At 67.4% G+C, this 14,957-nt stretch carries 13 protein-coding genes and 3 pseudogenes; 5 read left to right on the forward strand and 11 right to left on the reverse strand.

What is annotated here, in order from left to right:
• Positions 1 to 330: 330 nt before the first annotated feature.
• The 4 genes from OG390_RS06075 to OG390_RS06090 all read right to left on the reverse strand — a co-directional run bounded on the left by OG390_RS06075 (position 331) and on the right by OG390_RS06090 (position 4,655).
• On the reverse strand, positions 331 to 1,674 hold the full coding sequence (locus tag OG390_RS06075) for a phosphatase PAP2 family protein (protein ID WP_406165609.1): 1,344 nt from the start codon (positions 1,672 to 1,674) through the stop codon (positions 331 to 333).
• 489 nt (positions 1,675 to 2,163) lie between these two features.
• Positions 2,164 to 2,979, reverse strand: a complete 816-nt coding sequence (locus OG390_RS06080; protein ID WP_406165611.1) for an ABC transporter permease — start codon at positions 2,977 to 2,979, stop codon at positions 2,164 to 2,166.
• A complete protein-coding gene (locus OG390_RS06085) occupies positions 2,976 to 3,974 on the reverse strand; it encodes an ATP-binding cassette domain-containing protein (RefSeq protein WP_406165613.1) in 999 nt (332 codons plus the stop codon). The genes OG390_RS06080 and OG390_RS06085 overlap by 4 nt, the downstream gene beginning before the upstream one ends.
• Before the next feature lie 12 nt (positions 3,975 to 3,986).
• Positions 3,987 to 4,655: a DUF4097 family beta strand repeat-containing protein gene (locus OG390_RS06090; protein ID WP_406177519.1), complete on the reverse strand. Its 669-nt coding sequence runs from the start codon at positions 4,653 to 4,655 to the stop codon at positions 3,987 to 3,989.
• Between the two features lie 222 nt (positions 4,656 to 4,877).
• Here OG390_RS06090 and OG390_RS06095 point away from each other — a divergent pair, with 222 nt between their 5' ends.
• Positions 4,878 to 5,612: a helix-turn-helix domain-containing protein gene (locus OG390_RS06095; protein ID WP_406165615.1), complete on the forward strand. Its 735-nt coding sequence runs from the start codon at positions 4,878 to 4,880 to the stop codon at positions 5,610 to 5,612.
• A 382-nt stretch (positions 5,613 to 5,994) separates the two neighbouring features.
• Here the strand turns inward: OG390_RS06095 and OG390_RS06100 are convergent, their stop codons facing one another.
• The 3 genes and pseudogenes from OG390_RS06100 to OG390_RS06110 all read right to left on the reverse strand — a co-directional run.
• On the reverse strand, positions 5,995 to 6,795 hold the full coding sequence (locus OG390_RS06100) for a thioesterase family protein (protein WP_406165617.1): 801 nt from the start codon (positions 6,793 to 6,795) through the stop codon (positions 5,995 to 5,997).
• Positions 6,764 to 7,122, reverse strand: a pseudogene (locus OG390_RS06105) (GNAT family N-acetyltransferase). Before OG390_RS06105 ends, OG390_RS06100 begins: the two are co-directional and overlap by 32 nt.
• Before the next feature lie 77 nt (positions 7,123 to 7,199).
• A pseudogene (locus OG390_RS06110) lies at positions 7,200 to 7,631 on the reverse strand (pirin-like C-terminal cupin domain-containing protein); the annotation flags it as partial.
• Positions 7,632 to 7,806: 175 nt separating this feature from the next.
• Here OG390_RS06110 and OG390_RS06115 point away from each other — a divergent pair.
• Together OG390_RS06115 and OG390_RS06120 are read left to right on the forward strand one after the other, a co-directional pair.
• Positions 7,807 to 8,208, forward strand: a complete 402-nt coding sequence (locus OG390_RS06115) for a cupin domain-containing protein (RefSeq protein ID WP_406165619.1) — start codon at positions 7,807 to 7,809, stop codon at positions 8,206 to 8,208.
• A 96-nt stretch (positions 8,209 to 8,304) separates the two neighbouring features.
• Positions 8,305 to 8,616 (forward strand): DUF5134 domain-containing protein, encoded by a 312-nt coding sequence (locus OG390_RS06120; RefSeq protein WP_406177521.1) that lies wholly within the window; start codon positions 8,305 to 8,307, stop codon positions 8,614 to 8,616.
• Between the two features lie 162 nt (positions 8,617 to 8,778).
• Here the strand turns inward: OG390_RS06120 and OG390_RS06125 are convergent, their stop codons facing one another.
• The 3 genes and pseudogenes from OG390_RS06125 to OG390_RS06135 all read right to left on the reverse strand — a co-directional run bounded on the left by OG390_RS06125 (position 8,779) and on the right by OG390_RS06135 (position 11,489).
• Complete coding sequence (locus OG390_RS06125; protein WP_406165621.1) at positions 8,779 to 9,696, reverse strand: RNA polymerase sigma-70 factor; 918 nt, start codon at positions 9,694 to 9,696, stop codon at positions 8,779 to 8,781.
• Positions 9,697 to 9,980: 284 nt separating this feature from the next.
• A pseudogene (locus OG390_RS06130) lies at positions 9,981 to 10,167 on the reverse strand (cupin domain-containing protein); the annotation flags it as partial.
• Positions 10,168 to 10,406: 239 nt separating this feature from the next.
• A complete protein-coding gene (locus OG390_RS06135) occupies positions 10,407 to 11,489 on the reverse strand; it encodes an IS630 family transposase (RefSeq protein ID WP_406177445.1) in 1,083 nt (360 codons plus the stop codon).
• 438 nt (positions 11,490 to 11,927) lie between these two features.
• On the opposite strand from OG390_RS06135, the gene OG390_RS06140 reads away from it, so the two are divergent.
• Positions 11,928 to 12,158, forward strand: a complete 231-nt coding sequence (locus OG390_RS06140) for an OsmC family protein (protein WP_406165623.1) — start codon at positions 11,928 to 11,930, stop codon at positions 12,156 to 12,158.
• 204 nt (positions 12,159 to 12,362) lie between these two features.
• Here the strand turns inward: OG390_RS06140 and OG390_RS06145 are convergent, their stop codons facing one another.
• The gene (locus tag OG390_RS06145) at positions 12,363 to 13,223 is read right to left on the reverse strand and encodes an MBL fold metallo-hydrolase (RefSeq protein ID WP_406165625.1); all 861 of its coding nucleotides are present in this window, start codon (positions 13,221 to 13,223) and stop codon (positions 12,363 to 12,365) included.
• Positions 13,224 to 13,568: 345 nt separating this feature from the next.
• Between OG390_RS06145 and OG390_RS06150 the strand changes: the two genes are divergently transcribed.
• Complete coding sequence (locus tag OG390_RS06150; RefSeq protein WP_406165627.1) at positions 13,569 to 14,954, forward strand: MFS transporter; 1,386 nt, start codon at positions 13,569 to 13,571, stop codon at positions 14,952 to 14,954.
• The last annotated feature ends 3 nt before the right edge of the window (positions 14,955 to 14,957 follow it).

The raw sequence follows: 14,957 nt of genomic DNA on the forward strand, positions 1-14,957 counted from the left end.
GAATCACCGAGACGCTACGTTCCAGACGGCTGCTTATGGCGCTGGTGAGGGCGGGTGTCCCGGTCAACTGGTCAGTGACCTCCTTGGTGCCGGACCTCCTTGGTGACGGCGGGCCTGATCCTGTACTCGAAGGTCACTGGCACCCCTGCGGCCACGGCTCCCGCCCGCTCTCTCCCCTGATCCTTGACAGCTCTCGCCCCTGATCCGTGTACGGCGGGTCGCGCTGTCGCCGGCGGGCGGAGACAGTGTCCGGTGTGTCTTCGCCCGCACGCGTTCATCATCCCGGCCCCATTCGGTAACCGCTCAGCCCACAACCCGATGCAACATGGTTCAAACCGGTTCGGGCTGCGGTTCCGGCTGCCACACTGGTGCGGCCTTCGGTTCCCACAGTTTGGTGGTCCGTATGTAGCCGTGGATCACTGAGGCCATCGCCAGAATGATGAGTGGCCCAAACAACCATGAATGTTTTGCCATTTCCATCGGCAGATAGCGATATGACGCCAAGAGCGCAGCGAAGACCGTTGCACCGTAAGCGACCAGCTGAATTCCTGACCGATCCCAGCCACGTTCGAGCGAGCGCAAAGCTGCCTCGATCGTGAGCGTGAACACCACACCGGCAACGATATCCGCGCCGTAGTGGTAGCCGAAGCCCAGCGTTGCGCCGAGCGTGGCAATCAGCCAGAACGCGCCTGCGAATTGCAGAATCCGTGGGCCTCTGCGGGAATGAATGAAGATCGCGGTAGCCCACGCTGTGTGCAGGCTGGGCATGCAGTTGCGTGGGGTGATCTCGTCGAATGGCATGTGGTGCGGGGTATTGATCGGCGGCGGTGTGTCCGGCCACAGGTTGGCCACCGCCCAGTGCCCGCCACCGGTGTCGAAGGCGCCGGTGCCGTAGGCGAAGACCGGCCCGACCACCGGGAAGATCATGTAGATGGCCGGCCCGAGGAGGCCGATCACCAGAAAGGTGCGCACCAGATGATGGCGCGGGAAGCGGCGCTCGACCGCCACGTTACGCAACTGGTACAGCGTGACGATGACCGCGGCCACCGCAAGCTGAATGTAGACGTAGTCGAGAACATGGGCGCCGATCGGACCGGTCGCCCTGACAAAACGGCCTACCAGCCACGACGGGTTGCCCAGCGCGTGATCGGCGGTTGCCACGTACTGGTCGAGCACCGCCGGGCGGGTCTTCGACGTGATGAGTAGCCAGGTATCGCCAGTTTTGCGGCCGGTCACCAGCAGCAGGGCCAGTCCGACGCCTTTCAGCAGCAGGATGCGTTCCCGGCCGGTGCGGCGCGTGACAGCGATGACCGCACACCCCAAAACCACCCACAAGGCGCCGTTGCCGAACATCATCTTGGCGTCGACCGCCCACCGCACGAGCCAGAAGGCGACGTCGATGCCGATCGCGGCGCCGGCCGCGATGAACCGTTGCCGCCACGGGAGCACCACCATCATCAACGCCATACTGGCGTACAACAGCGGCCCCGATTTGGGGGCGAATATCACCTCTCGCGCCTGGTTGGTGATCGGCCCCGGTAGGCCGTAGCGACGAGCGGCGATCTCCAGCGCGATGAGGAATCCGAGGGCCACCACACCCGCCGTGGCCCACAGTATCGCCCGTGGTTGGCGCCACGCGGCGAATGCAATTCTGCCGTTTATTCGCGAAAACACCCGCGATGCTATGGATATCAATTGTTTGGCCGATTTGCTACATGTTGGTCAAATAGGTTACTCATAGTGTTAGATGGCATGAATTTCTGGTGAAGGATGGGCGATGAGTGCGATCATGCTATCGGAGCGGTGCGGGTGGGTCTCGGGTCTCGCTGGTCACGGGTGGTGCGAAGGCCCGTGGATCCTGCGCTCGATGGTCCAGCGCCTCGGGGATGACCATGAAACTCCCGACGCCCGGCGGGCAACCAGGTCAGGTGCCTGATCCACAGAACGGAGCAGGCACCTGTCGGGCTGAGTGACCAAGACGGTGTCCTACGTGGTGAGGCGGACGAGCCTCAGCCACCAGCCGGCTACCGATCACCGAGCGGATCAGCGGCCCGGATGATGTCCTCCTTGCACACGAACGGGCGGCGTACGCCGACGGGTTGTCGGTGTGCGCCGCCCTCGAGTGGGACGAGTTGCGGGAGGCGGCCCGCGCCGTCATGGCGGTTATTTCGGGTCGTGGTTGAACTTCGAGGTCGACCAGAGGTAGCCGAGCACCGCGAGGCCCAGGCACCAGACGACGGCGAGCCATCCGTTGTTGCCGATCTCGGTGCCGAGCAGCAGGCCGCGCAGGGTCTCGATGGCGGGCGTGAAGGGCTGGTACTCGGCGATCGGCTGGAACCAGCCCGGCATCGAGCGGAGGGGGACGAACGCGCTGGAGAGAAGCGGCAGCAGGATCAAGGGCATTGCGTTGTTGCTGGCGGCCTCGGCGTTCGGGCTGACCAGGCCCATGCCGACCGCGATCCAGGTGAGCGCCATGGCGAAGAGCACGAGCAGCCCGAACGCCGCGAGCCACTCCAGGACGGTGGCATCGGTGGAGCGGAAGCCGATGGCCACGGCGACGGCGCCGACGAGGACCACGCTGACGATCGACTGCAGCACGCTGCCGATGACGTGTCCGACGAGCACCGACCCTCGGTGGATGGCCATCGTGCGGAAGCGGGCGATGATGCCCTCGGTCATGTCGTTGGAGACGGAGACCGCGGTGCCGATCGTGGTGCTGCCGATGGTCATCAGCAGGAGGCCCGGGACGATATAGGCGATGTACTGGGAGCGGTCCGGAGCTCCGCCGATGCCCGCGCTCATGGTGTTGCCGAAGATGTAGACGAAGAGCAGCAGCAGCATGATCGGGGTGAGCAGCAGGTTCAGGGTGAGGGAGGGGTAGCGCCGGGCGTGCAGCAGGTTGCGGCGCAGCATCGTGGACGAGTCGCGCACGGCGAGGGAGATCCGGGTCGGGCGGGCGGGAGCCAGGGGGGAGCTCATCGGACAGCCTCCTTGGGCTGGTTCGGCCGGTTGGTGCTGTCGGTCAGGGCGAAGAAGACGTCGTCGAGGTCGGGGGTGTGCACGGTCAGCTCGTCCGCCTCGATGCCGACCGAGTCCAGCCGGTCGAGGATGGAGCGCAGCTCGCGCTGGCTGCCGTCGCTGGGGATCTGCAGGGCGAGGGATTCGTCGATGGGGGTCCCGCCGCTCGAGCGAAGTCGAGAGTGGGGGAGGGTGACCTCGCGCAGTGCGGAGGCGGCGCTCTGGTAGGCGGCCGGGTCGGTGAAGCGGAGCCGGACGTGTCCGCCGGGGATGAGCCGCTTGAGCTCGTCGGCGGTGCCCTCGGCGGCGATCTTGCCGTCGTGGAGCACGGCGATGCGGTCGGCGAGTTCGTCGGCCTCGTCCAGGTACTGGGTGGTGAGGAAGACGGTGACGCCGGCCGTGACGAGTTCGCGGATGATCTGCCACGTGTTGTGGCGGGCGCGCGGGTCGAGGCCGGTGGTCGGTTCGTCGAGGAAGATGATGCGCGGGTCGCCGACCAGGGTCATGGCGATGTCGAGGCGGCGCTTCATGCCGCCGGAGTAGGTGGAGGCGGGCTTCTTCGCGGCCTCGGTGAGGTCGAACCGCTCCAGCAGCTCGGCGGTGACCTGCCGTCCCTCGCGCTTGGAGAGGTGGTGCAGGTCCGCCATGAGGAGCATGTTCTCCTCGCCGGTGATCAGCCCGTCGACGGCGGAGAACTGCCCGGTGACGCCGATCGCGGCACGCACGGCCTGCGGGTCGGTGGCGAGGTCGTGGCCGCCGACGCGGATCCGGCCACTGGCGGGGTCGGCGCTGATCAGGGTGGAGAGGATCTGCACGGCGGTGGTCTTGCCGGCGCCGTTCGGGCCGAGCAGGGAGAAGATCGTTCCTTCCGGGACGGCCAGGTCGACGCCGTCGAGGACGGTCTTGTCCCCGTAGGACTTGCGCAGCCCGTTCGCCGCGATGGCCAAGTCGGTCATGAGGGTGCTCCTTCAGAGGCTGCGGGCGGCGATGTCGCCGTGGGCGGTGGTCGCGCAGATGTTCAGGTCGGCGGCGCCGTCGGTGTTCTTGAGCGCGTTGTGAATCCGGCCGTATCCGGTGCCGGCATCCAGGGAGGCGGACACTCCGTGGGCGGCACCGACCGACACCTCGCCCATCTGGGTGGTCAGCACGACCGTGCCGCGCACCGCCTCGGCGATCCGAATGTCGCCCTTTTGAGTGCTGATCTCCGCGGGGCCGCCCAGTCGGCCGACCGAGACGTCGCCGGCGAGGAGGGTGAGGCGGGCGCTCGCGGCCTCGTCGAGCTTGACCGAGCCCTGCGCGCCCTCGAAGGCGACATCGCCGAGGCGTCCGACACCCCGGAACTCGGCGCCGGCCGCCTTCGCCTCGATGCGGGAGCCGGCGGGCAGCTGGACCGTCACCTCGACGGATCCGGAGGGGCCGAGGTACTGGTTCTTCGCCGCCGGGGCCTCGATCCGCAGGACGCCGTCGCCGTAGACGACCGTGGTCTGCTCCGCCGCCTTCACGTCACGGCTCTTGGAGGCGTCTGCGGGCAGGACCTCGACCGTGGTGTCGGCCCGGTCGGCGGCGATGAACCGGACGCGCCCCGCGGGGATGTCCAGGACGGTGGTCATCGGGGCCGGGGTGTCGAACTTCTGCATCATGCGCTCCTGTGCTCGTCGCTGTTTCCGATGACGGAAAAGCTACGTTGCATTCATAGATCTGGCAACAGACTCGTTGCACATAATTGCCATCAGTGCAGGTAGAGGAAAGAATTCGTTGCAACGACTCCGAATTTAACGCAACGGCAGCCGTCTGTTCGTTGCAATCAATTGGAAGTGAACGCTATGGTGGAGACACCAAGGAGCACGAAGGAGGCCGCGATGCCGGGAGGCAGACTCACCCAGCAGGAACGTCAGCAGATCGCGCTGGGACTGGCCGACGGCCTCGCCTACGCGGAGATCGCCAGGCGCCTCGACCGCCCGACCTCGACGATCACGCGCGAGGTGATGCGCAACGGCGGCCCCACTGCCTACCGCGCCGACCTGGCCCACCGCGCCACCGAGCGCCGCGCCCACCGCCGCCGACAGGCCCCGCCCCGAGGGGAGCAGGCGCCCCCGCAGGCCCACGGTCGCGACGCCGAGGCCGTACGCGAGTACGAGGAGACGTTCACCACCGTCCTCATGCAAGCGGGCACACCCAAGATGATGGCCCGGGTGCTGACCTGCCTCTACACCAGCGACGCCGGCAGCCTCACCGCGGCTGAACTCGTCCAACGCCTCCAGGTCAGCCCGGCGTCCATCTCCAAAGCGATCGCGTTCCTCGAAAGCCAGGGCCTGGTGCGCCGGGAACGCGACGAACGCCGCCGCGAGCGCTACGTCGCCGACGACGACGTCTGGTACCAGTCCATGATCGCCAGCGCCCGCGGCACCATCCAGGTCGCCGAGACCGCACGACAGGGCGTCAACATCCTCGGCCGCGACACCCCGGCCGCCACCCGCCTCGAGAACATCGCCCGCTTCCTCGACTTCGTCTCCGAGAGCATCACCCGCGCCGCGGACCAGGCCCGCGAAGTCCTCCACGCGAAACCCGAAACGACCTCGGACAGCACTACCTGAACCACGTTCAGATCACTGACAGACAGCCATCTCGATGCTCACAGCCATGGGACGAAACCAGCTGTGAATCGTGCCGGGTCCGATGGAGGCTCCGGACTGTCCGCTCGTCAGCTCACTCCATGTGAATGACCCAGGAGGCTGGGGCCATTTCACCTACAAGGCGTGGCGCCGGGGCCCGGACTTGAGTGGGAGTCGTCAGCCGCGCCGGAGATCCGCGACTCGGATCCACTCCAGCGTTGGGAGTTTGTGGCGAGGGCACACGAGCAGTCGGCCCGAATCGGCCGCCAAGCCGACGATGGCGGCACTTTCCCTCTTGCAGTCGCCCGGCGGGCGCCACCTTCCCACCTGTCGCGATCATCGAGGGCGCCCCGTAAAGGCTGCCTCAGCCGCGCGCGGCGACGTACAGGGTCTGGGTACTGTGGCCGAGCGGGCCCTTCTCGTCGTGCAGGGTGGACTCGGCGAGCCCGATGCCCGCACCGTCCACCATCGACCGGGCGTCCAGGCAGACCCACTCGCCCTCGGGGTGGCGGTGCAGGCCGACGGTGAGGTCGGCGTTGATGAAGACGTAATGGTGGAAATCCAGCTCGGCACTGACACCGTTGCCCGAGTCGGCAGCCGTCAGCACCCGGCTCAGCGGCGTGATCTCCTCGCCCGCGACCAAGGGGACCCTCATGCGCATCCACGCCGTGGCCGGACCGGACTCGAGGAACGAACCGGCGGCGAAGCGCACGTCCATGGCGGTGTGGTAGCCCTGGTCCCACGGAACCGGGAAGAACGCTTTCGACGGTGCGTCCCCGGGCCCGGGAACCTGCCGCCCGGGCGACACCTCCGGTACCGAGTCCGGCGCCGTCTTCATCAGCAACGCCGTCGCCCGCATCACTTCATCGCCACCGTCGGGTGTCAGCCCGACCTCCACGAGCTCGACACTGCGCCCGGCGCGCAGCACGCGCGTGGTCACGGTCAGCGGCCGTATCGGGACAGGCCGCATGATCTCGTAGGTGAGCCGGGCGACCCGCATCTCCGGGCGTCCGCCCGGCCGTTGCTCCACGGCCAGCCCCAGCAACGCCGCCGGCGGACCGGCGTGTTGGGAGTCGGCGTCCCAGGGCCCGCGGGTACAGGCGGTGGGGAGGAACCGGTCGAGGGCCTCCCGCTCATAGAAGGCCTCGGCTTGCGACGTCGGCATAGCTGGCCTTCCCTGTCGCTCGGACTGTCCCATACAAAGATACTAAGCGCTTGCTCACGTCGGGCGTCACGGGGTCGGTGATGTCGGCAAACTCCTCGTGTCTTCAGGAACTTGGCCGCGTACGGGCAGACGGGCACGGTCCGCTTCCCGGAGTCACGCACGTCGGTGAGCGTCTCCTGGACCAGCCGGGGAGGCCAGGCCCTGCCCGGCGAAGGCGTCGTCGACCTCGGTATGACAGAAGACGCTCTGCTCCCCGCGGTCGCGGTAGGCGGTCAGTCCTTCGCGCTTCCCGTCGACATGGATTCGTAGCCGTTTCTTGGCGTCCACCCGCTCTACGGTCTCGGAGCGGTGTAAGGCCGGCTCATCGGCGCCTTCAGAAGGAGGTCGGTGACGCGTCGGACGGGTCAGTGGCGCGGTGGATTCCTGCGTGGCGTGATGACGGCGTCCGGCAGTGCTGGGGCGGCAAAGCGGTCACCCGGATACCCTTCGACAGCGCCGAAGCGATCGGAAGAGTTCTGCCAATCCTCCCGGGCCTGCGCAATGTCTTCGTCACTGCGCCCGACGAAGTTCCACCACATGACGATTTCCTCTTCGAACGGGGTTCCGCCGAGCAGGACCGTCCGTGCGATGTCGTCCGACGCGTTCGTCAGCGTCAGGGCGTCGCTGCCCGGGTGGACGTAGCCCAACTCCGCGGGGCCGCCCAGGGTGTCGCCCAGATGTACATCGCCCCGGTCGACCAGGAGGCCGTGCTCAAAACCGGGGTCCACGGCGAGCGTGACGGCGGCGCGCGGCTGGAGGAGGATCTCTGCGCCGATCAGGCGGGTAGGAGGCCGCACGACAAGAGGCTGGGTGGTCTCGGAACTCTCTGCCGAGGCAGAAGGCAGACGGCGTGTCACAGATGCGTGCCGTGCTTTGCCTTCACTATGAAGCAAGTTGTTTGTGAGCCCGGAATCGCCGACGCGAGAACGTCCATTCCGGGCAGGCCTACGGAGGTGTAGCACAGTGCACGAGATGGGTTCAGTGGACGGGGTCGGACCCGAGATGCTGGCGGACGTCAAACCGCCCTTCATTCCCGAGGGCGCTTCGGGGATGACCGTCCTTGTCGAGTGGCCTCCCGGTCACCCCGGAACTCCTCCTCACCGCCACTCGGGGCCGTGTTTCGGCTACGTCACCGAGGGCGCGGTCCGGTGGGAGCTCGAGGGTGAGCCGGAGCGCGTGATCAAGGCCGGTGAGACGTTCTGGGAGCCGGGCGGTGACGTGATCCACTACCAGAACGGCAACGCCCTGTCGGACGCGCCGGCCAAGTACGTCGTGTTCATGCTCTGTGCGCCGGGCCAGCCGATGCTCACGCTGGTCGACGAGGAGGAGCTCGAGAAGCGGGCTCACCTGCGCGCCCCGCGGCCCACCGACTGACCTGCCGCCTGCTCGCACAGCCCGGGTTCGAACGGAGCTCGTCTCCTCCGGGGGAGGGCGCGATGAGGCGTGAGCGCCACTGATGTCGTGTACGGCATGCTGACCGCGCTGTTCCTGGCGGCGGCCATCCGAGCGCTGCGGTATGACGTCCTGTCACGGAGTGCCGGGTGGCGCAGTCGAGTCGACCATTTCCTGCACACCGCCATGGCGCTTGCCATGGCGGTGATGCCTTGGAACTGGGGGCGCATACTGCCGGAGGCGCCGCTGACAGCCGACAGCCCCCGGACCGCAGGATGTGGCCGACGCACGGTCCGGCAGAGATCAGGGGCTTATTCCTGTGGCCGCCAGCGCGCAGCCCGCATGACTGCTCGGTGCGGTCGGGGAGGTGGCCCATGTAGTTCGCCGTGATCGGTGGTACGGGACTGGTCCGGACGCAGGTCGCGAAGAAGCTGGACGCGGCCGGACACGACGTCGTTCCACACAAGATGGACGGGAACGGAGGGTCCGTCCGGTGCCTGCGTTCATCGCATGATGACTCCCACGTCACACCTGGGGCAGGCACACATCACCCTACGCAGCAACGGGGCCTGCGCAGCGGAGCCAAGAATCGAGGAACGCGGTGATCTTGCTCGGGGTAAACACCCACATCACGTTGTAGATGCCTTCCTGCGAGGCGGCTACCGTCATGAACGCGATGGGTTGGTCATTTCGGTAGACCATCACGCCCGGACAGCCGTTGGCGTCGACAAACCGGGGCTCCGCCTCCCGCCAGAACCGCGGATAGGTCGACAACTTGGCCACCCGTGCACGGCCCAGCACGGGTATACGAGCGCAGGACCGGAGACCGTTGCCGTCGGACAGACTGACGGCATCCGGGGTGAGAAGGGCCTCCAGCGAAGCCACATCCCCCGTTCGAGCTGCTGAGACGAAGGCGTTCAGGAGTCGTCGATGCTCCGCCGTGTCCACGCTCTCCCGCTGCTCATCCGACAAATGCCTGCGGGCGCGGCTGACGATCTTCCGCGCGTTGACAAGGCTGAGCTGAAGTATTTCAGCGATCTCGGGGTAGCCATAGTCGAACGCCTCACGCAACACGTATGCGGCGCGTTCGACCGGGCTGAGCTTTTCCAGCACCAGCAGCAGAGCCAGCTCCAGTGCCTCCGCGCGCTGCGCGCCCACTTCCGGATCCGAACTGGTGTCGACCGGCTCGGGCAGCCACGGCCCGATATACGTCTCCCGACGCACACGCGCCGATTGCGCAACGTTGATGGCCATACGGGTCGTCGCGCTCGAGAGGAAGGCCACCGGACTCACCACCGCGGAGCGATCGGTGTTCTGCCAGCGCAGCCACACCTCCTGGACCACGTCCTCAGCCTCGACCACGCTGCCGAGCACACGGTAGGCGATGCCGAACAGACGACCCCGGTACCGAACAAACACAGAGACGGCCTCTTCAAGGTCCTCCGCCGGGGAGGACGATCTGAGATCCATAATCCTGCGGTCTCCCTCCCCCCGGTCACGGCCGCCCACTGGCGGGACCACCGGCTACCTCGTTCATGGACGGCTCCGCCCCCCCAGTCCAGGACACCCTCCTGCAGACCGACGTGCCGCCGGGCAGGAAGCACACGGCTTGTTCAGATGCCACACAATCTCTGGTCACTGAAAGTCACGGCTGCTCCCATCGCTTCCGATCGATGCACTCCTACCTGGCCAGTTTGGATCGGGACCGGACTGAGGCGCATCGCATAAACGAGTGATCTAACCCGACCACAGCGCCGGCCCGGCGCACACAGCAGGGTCACGACGAACCGGGTCCACGCATCCGCCGGCGCCTTGCCGTCCTGGTAGCGGATCACATCACCGCCGGGCTCCCAGAACGTCCCGCCGGTCTCTACCAGTCACACGCTCCGGCTCGCCCTCGAACTCGAAACGGACCACGCCCTCGATGACGTGTCCGGTTGCCCAGTCTCTCCGCCGACAACGACTTCGACGGAGAGTCCTTCGCCCCCATATACACCACGACGGTGACGGTGAGCGGGGGGGGGGGACAGCTAGTGTCCTGCGCCATCAATTCGTCGTTAGTTCTTGGTGCCCCACTGCCGCCGACTTGGCCGAATACTCGCAGGCCGGGGCTGGATGGGCGGACAACCAACCCGGCCGGGCAAGGCGCGAATCCACCGACGAACTTCTGGCGCAGCGCACTAGTGTCCTGCGCCAGGAATTCGTTCAAGATATGAGGCAAGTCGTTCCAGGATCTCGTCCGCGGTCCTCGTCCAGGTGAAGGGGCGGGGGTTCTCGTTCCAGGTCTTGATCCAGTCCCGGATGTCCTTCTCCAGCGCGCGGACGGATTTGTGGACTCCGCGTCGGAGCTGCTTGTCCGTCAGCAGGCCGAACCACCGCTCCACTTGGTTGAGCCAGGACGAGCTGGTGGGAGTGAAGTGCAGGTGGAACCGGGGGTGTGCGGCAAGCCACTTCTGGATCGCTGGGGTCTTGTGGGTGGCGTAGTTGTCACAGATGAGATGTACGTCGAGGTCTACGGGTACTTCCTTGTCGAGTTTGGCGAGGAACTTCTTGAACTCCGCGGCCCGGTGCCGGCGGTGCAGCGAGCCGATGACTTCACCGGTCGCCACGTCCAGTGCCGCGAACAGCGTGGTCACGCCGTTGCGGAGGTAGTCGTGCGTGCGACGCTCGGGCATGCCCGGCATCATCGGGAGCACCGGCGCGGACCGGTCCAGCGCCTGGATCTGGCTCTTCTCGTCCACGCAGAGCACCAGGGCCCGCTCCGGCGGGTCCAGGTAGAGCCCGACCACGTCGCGGACCTTCTCGATGAACTGCGGGTCCTTGCTGAGCTTGAAGGTGTCCACCAGGTGCGGTTTAAGACCGAACGCCTTCCAGACCCGGCCGACCGTGGACTTCGACAGCCCGCTCTCGGCGGCCATGGACGCCCGCGACCAGTGGGTGGCGTCCTTGGGGGTCCGTTCCAAGGTGGCGACGACCAGGTCCTCGATCTGCTCGTCACTGACCTTCCGCGGGGCGCCGGGGCGTTGCTCGTCGGCCAGGCCCTCCAGCCGGCCGGCGAGGAACCGCCGCCGCCACTTGCCCACGGTCTGGGGCCACACCCCGATCTCGGCAGCGACCTCCTGGTTCGACTTCCCGTCCGCGCAGCCGAGGACGATCCGGCAGCGTTGCGCCAGCGCCTGCGAGGATTTGGCCCGCCGTGACCAGCGGACCAGCGTCTCGCGTTCCTCATCCGTCAATGTCAGCTCGGCCATCGGCCGTCCCATACGCGCCACAGCCCAAGGCTACACATCTACATCGAATTCCTGGCGCAGGACACTAGTGCCGCGTCAGCCGAGGTTCGCCCCGTCGCGACGCCCGGCACGCTCCCCCACTGCCTCAAGGGCGTGGGAGGTGCCCCCACTCGCCGCACCGGCCGAAAGCCCAAGTACAACCAGTACGAGGACTTCCGGCCGGCACTCCCCCCAGTCTTCGGCCGGGGGGACCCCCAGAGCACGCACCGGACGCCGCTCCTTGACGGGCAAACCCTGGCTGACGCGGCACCAGTCACGAGCGGGCCTCAGGGAGAGCACGCTCGGCCGACGGAGTCCTGGATCTCAACCTGCCATGCCCGCGGAACTGGGAGGAGACGGTCAGGGGACGAACCCCGATCAGTTGTTTTCGCCGCCGGCTTCGCCGCACGTTTCCACGGGGCGCTGAGCCTGGTGGCACGACAGGCCGCGCTCGACCCCGCCGCGATCTCCGTGGAGGCAACCGTGTCGTTTGGGCGGGATCCGGAGGACGGCGGCTACTTGTTGCGCGTCGGCCTTGTGGCCAAGTGGCCGGGCATCGATCCTGCCGTCGCCGCCCTACTCCTGGAGAAGGCCTATCCGCTGTGCCCCTACGCGAAGATGGCCTGGCAGGGAACACCGACAAACATCACAGTGGCTTCGTAGCCGGCGACATCGGCTGCCTGCCGACCGTATGCCGTTTCCAGGCCGTTTCGGTAGGCATGCGCCGGTCGGGCGGGAGGACGCCGACCTCCGGCAGCCGGCTCGCGGACCCTGTCGAGCCGCGCCGCCCCGGCCGGGCCGACGCAGTGGCGCCTCGGTGAGGGCCCGTCGTACGTGCCGACGTCACGCGGCACATGCGGGAACGGTTCACGAGAGGTCGGCGAGAGGAGCGCTCGGTTGCCAGGCGACGGGTAGGACGACGTCGACACCGTCGCGGCGCGCCAAGGGCAACAGCCGACTCATCGTGGCGTCGATGTCGTCCAGGAAGTAGGGCATCGGCCTCAGGGGCCGGTGCAGACCAAGGAAGAAGTCGTCCCAGTGCACCAGGACGACCCGGCGGGCCCCGGTCGAGACAACGACCTCGTCCCAGTAGGTGCGCAGGAACTCGGTCGACTGCTTGCCCAGGTTGCCGATGCCCAGATAGATGACGTCGGCGGGCCGGCCTCGCAGGGCGCCAGGGCGGAAGTTGGCACTGGCGTGCAGCAGGATGCGGCCTGCGGGATGGGTGACGAGGACACTGTAGGCGGTGCCGGTCTTCCATGCTGCGGCCCGGGCCGGTGGTACGAGGGGCTCGTCGACAGTGCCGGGATAGTGGTCGCCGGGGCTGTGCACGGAGTCCAGGAAGGTGAGGTCGAAACGGCCGTAAGAGACGGTCTCCCCGTCCGCGACCACCCGCAAGGACGGCTCCGGCACTCCCAGGCCGCGGCCGATGTTCGCGGTGGAGGGCGATCCGACCAACTCCGCGCCGGTCCCCAGTGCCCACACCGGCGCATCGAGGGCGTGATCGTAATGGGAGTGGGCGCAGACCACAGCGGCCAGATTCTTCACCCGGAGTCGATCGATGGCCGCGCGCACGACAGACCGGTCGGGCGCGATCCTGCCCAAGGCGACGCGCAGCAACCCCGGCCGGGTGACGAAACCGTCGCTGAGCACGGAGGTCTCGCCGTCCGACAGGAGAACGGAACTGGTGCCCAGAAAATGTGCGACCAGCCCGTCATCGCTCGTCATGAGGGGTTGTTGGTACGGCAGATAGGGACGCAGGCTCGCATGACCGACAGGCATTCTCATAGCGGCATCCTGACCTGTCGCACGCGCCTGGGCGACGTGGGGTTGGGGAGTCAGCACGGCACCGTCAATTCACCCCGGACTCCACCTCCCGGACGGCACCTCCCGGACGGCACTCGTCTCAACCCGATTCGAGCCCCTGAGCCACCCTTCCCCCAGCGGGCATGTTGGCAGCACGCATACCCAACCCCCAAACTATGTTGCCCCGCCACATGTGCGTCCGACCTGCGTGTTTCTACGGTGTGCCGACACGTACCCGTCCCCACCAACCACGAGGAAGTGGCGCACATGGCCTCCGCAGCAACCGCTCCCCCACCACCCGCCAGCCTCAAGCGCATCGTCGCCGCCAGCCTCATCGGCACCACCATCGAGTGGTACGACTTCTTCCTCTACGGCTCGGCCGCCGCCCTCGTGTTCAACAAGCTGTTCTTCCCGGAATCCGACCCGCTCGTCGGCACGTTGCTGTCGTTCCTGACGTACGCGGTGGGATTCGCGGCCCGACCTCTGGGCGCGCTCGTCTTCGGGCACTACGGCGACCGGCTGGGCCGCAAGAAGTTGCTGGTGCTGAGCCTGCTGCTGATGGGCGGGGCGACGTTCGCGATCGGTCTGCTCCCCACGTACACGACCGTCGGGGCGGCTGCCCCCGTGCTGCTGACCACGCTGCGGCTGGTGCAGGGTTTCGCCCTGGGCGGCGAGTGGGGCGGCGCCGTCCTGCTGGTGTCCGAGCACGGCGACGCCAAGCGGCGCGGGTTCTGGGCCTCGTGGCCGCAGACCGGGGCGCCCGCGGGGCAGCTCCTGGCGACCGGTGTGCTCTCGCTGCTGACGGCCACTGTGTCGGACGACGCGTTCGGCTCCTGGGGCTGGCGCATCCCGTTCCTGCTCTCGGGCGTCCTGGTGATGGTCGGTTTGTGGATACGTCTGTCTGTCGATGAATCGCCTGTGTTCAAGCAGGCGTTGGAGCAGGCGGAGGCCCGTAGGACGACACAGGACACGGAGCCCGAGAAGCTGCCGCTGGTCTCCGTGCTGCGCCACCACTGGCGTGACGTACTCGTCGCGATGGGCGCCCGCATGGCGGAGAACATCAGCTACTACGTGATCACCGCCTTCATCCTGGTGTACGCCACCACGTCGGCCGGCGTCTCGAAGCAGACGGCGCTCAACGCGGTACTCATCGCGTCCGCCGTGCACTTCGCCGTCATTCCGGCCTGGGGCGCGCTCTCGGACCGGATCGGCCGCCGGCCCGTCTATCTGCTGGGCGCCGCCGGAGTCGGCCTGTGGATGTTCCCGTTCTTCTCCCTCATCGACACCGGCGGCTTCGGAAACCTGGTGCTCGCCATCACCGTCGGCCTGATCCTGCACGGCGCGATGTACGCGCCCCAAGCCGCCTTCTTCTCCGAGATGTTCGCGACGCGCATGCGTTACTCGGGTGCCTCCATCGGCGCCCAGTTCGCCTCGGTCGCGGCGGGCGCGCCCGCACCGCTCATCGCGACCGCCCTGCTGTCCGACTACGGCAGCTCCACACCGATCGCCCTGTACGTGATCGCGGCGGCCGTCCTGACGCTGATCGCGGTGGGAGCCGCCAAGGAGACACGCCACCGCGACCTGGCGGAGGTCGAGCCCCCGAGCGACGACCTGCCGGCGGCGGTCCCGGCCGCGGATGCGCGCACCGTCTGAGGC

Source organism: Streptomyces sp. NBC_00996, assembly GCF_045162675.1.
In the GTDB taxonomy this organism is placed as follows: domain Bacteria; phylum Actinomycetota; class Actinomycetes; order Streptomycetales; family Streptomycetaceae; genus Streptomyces.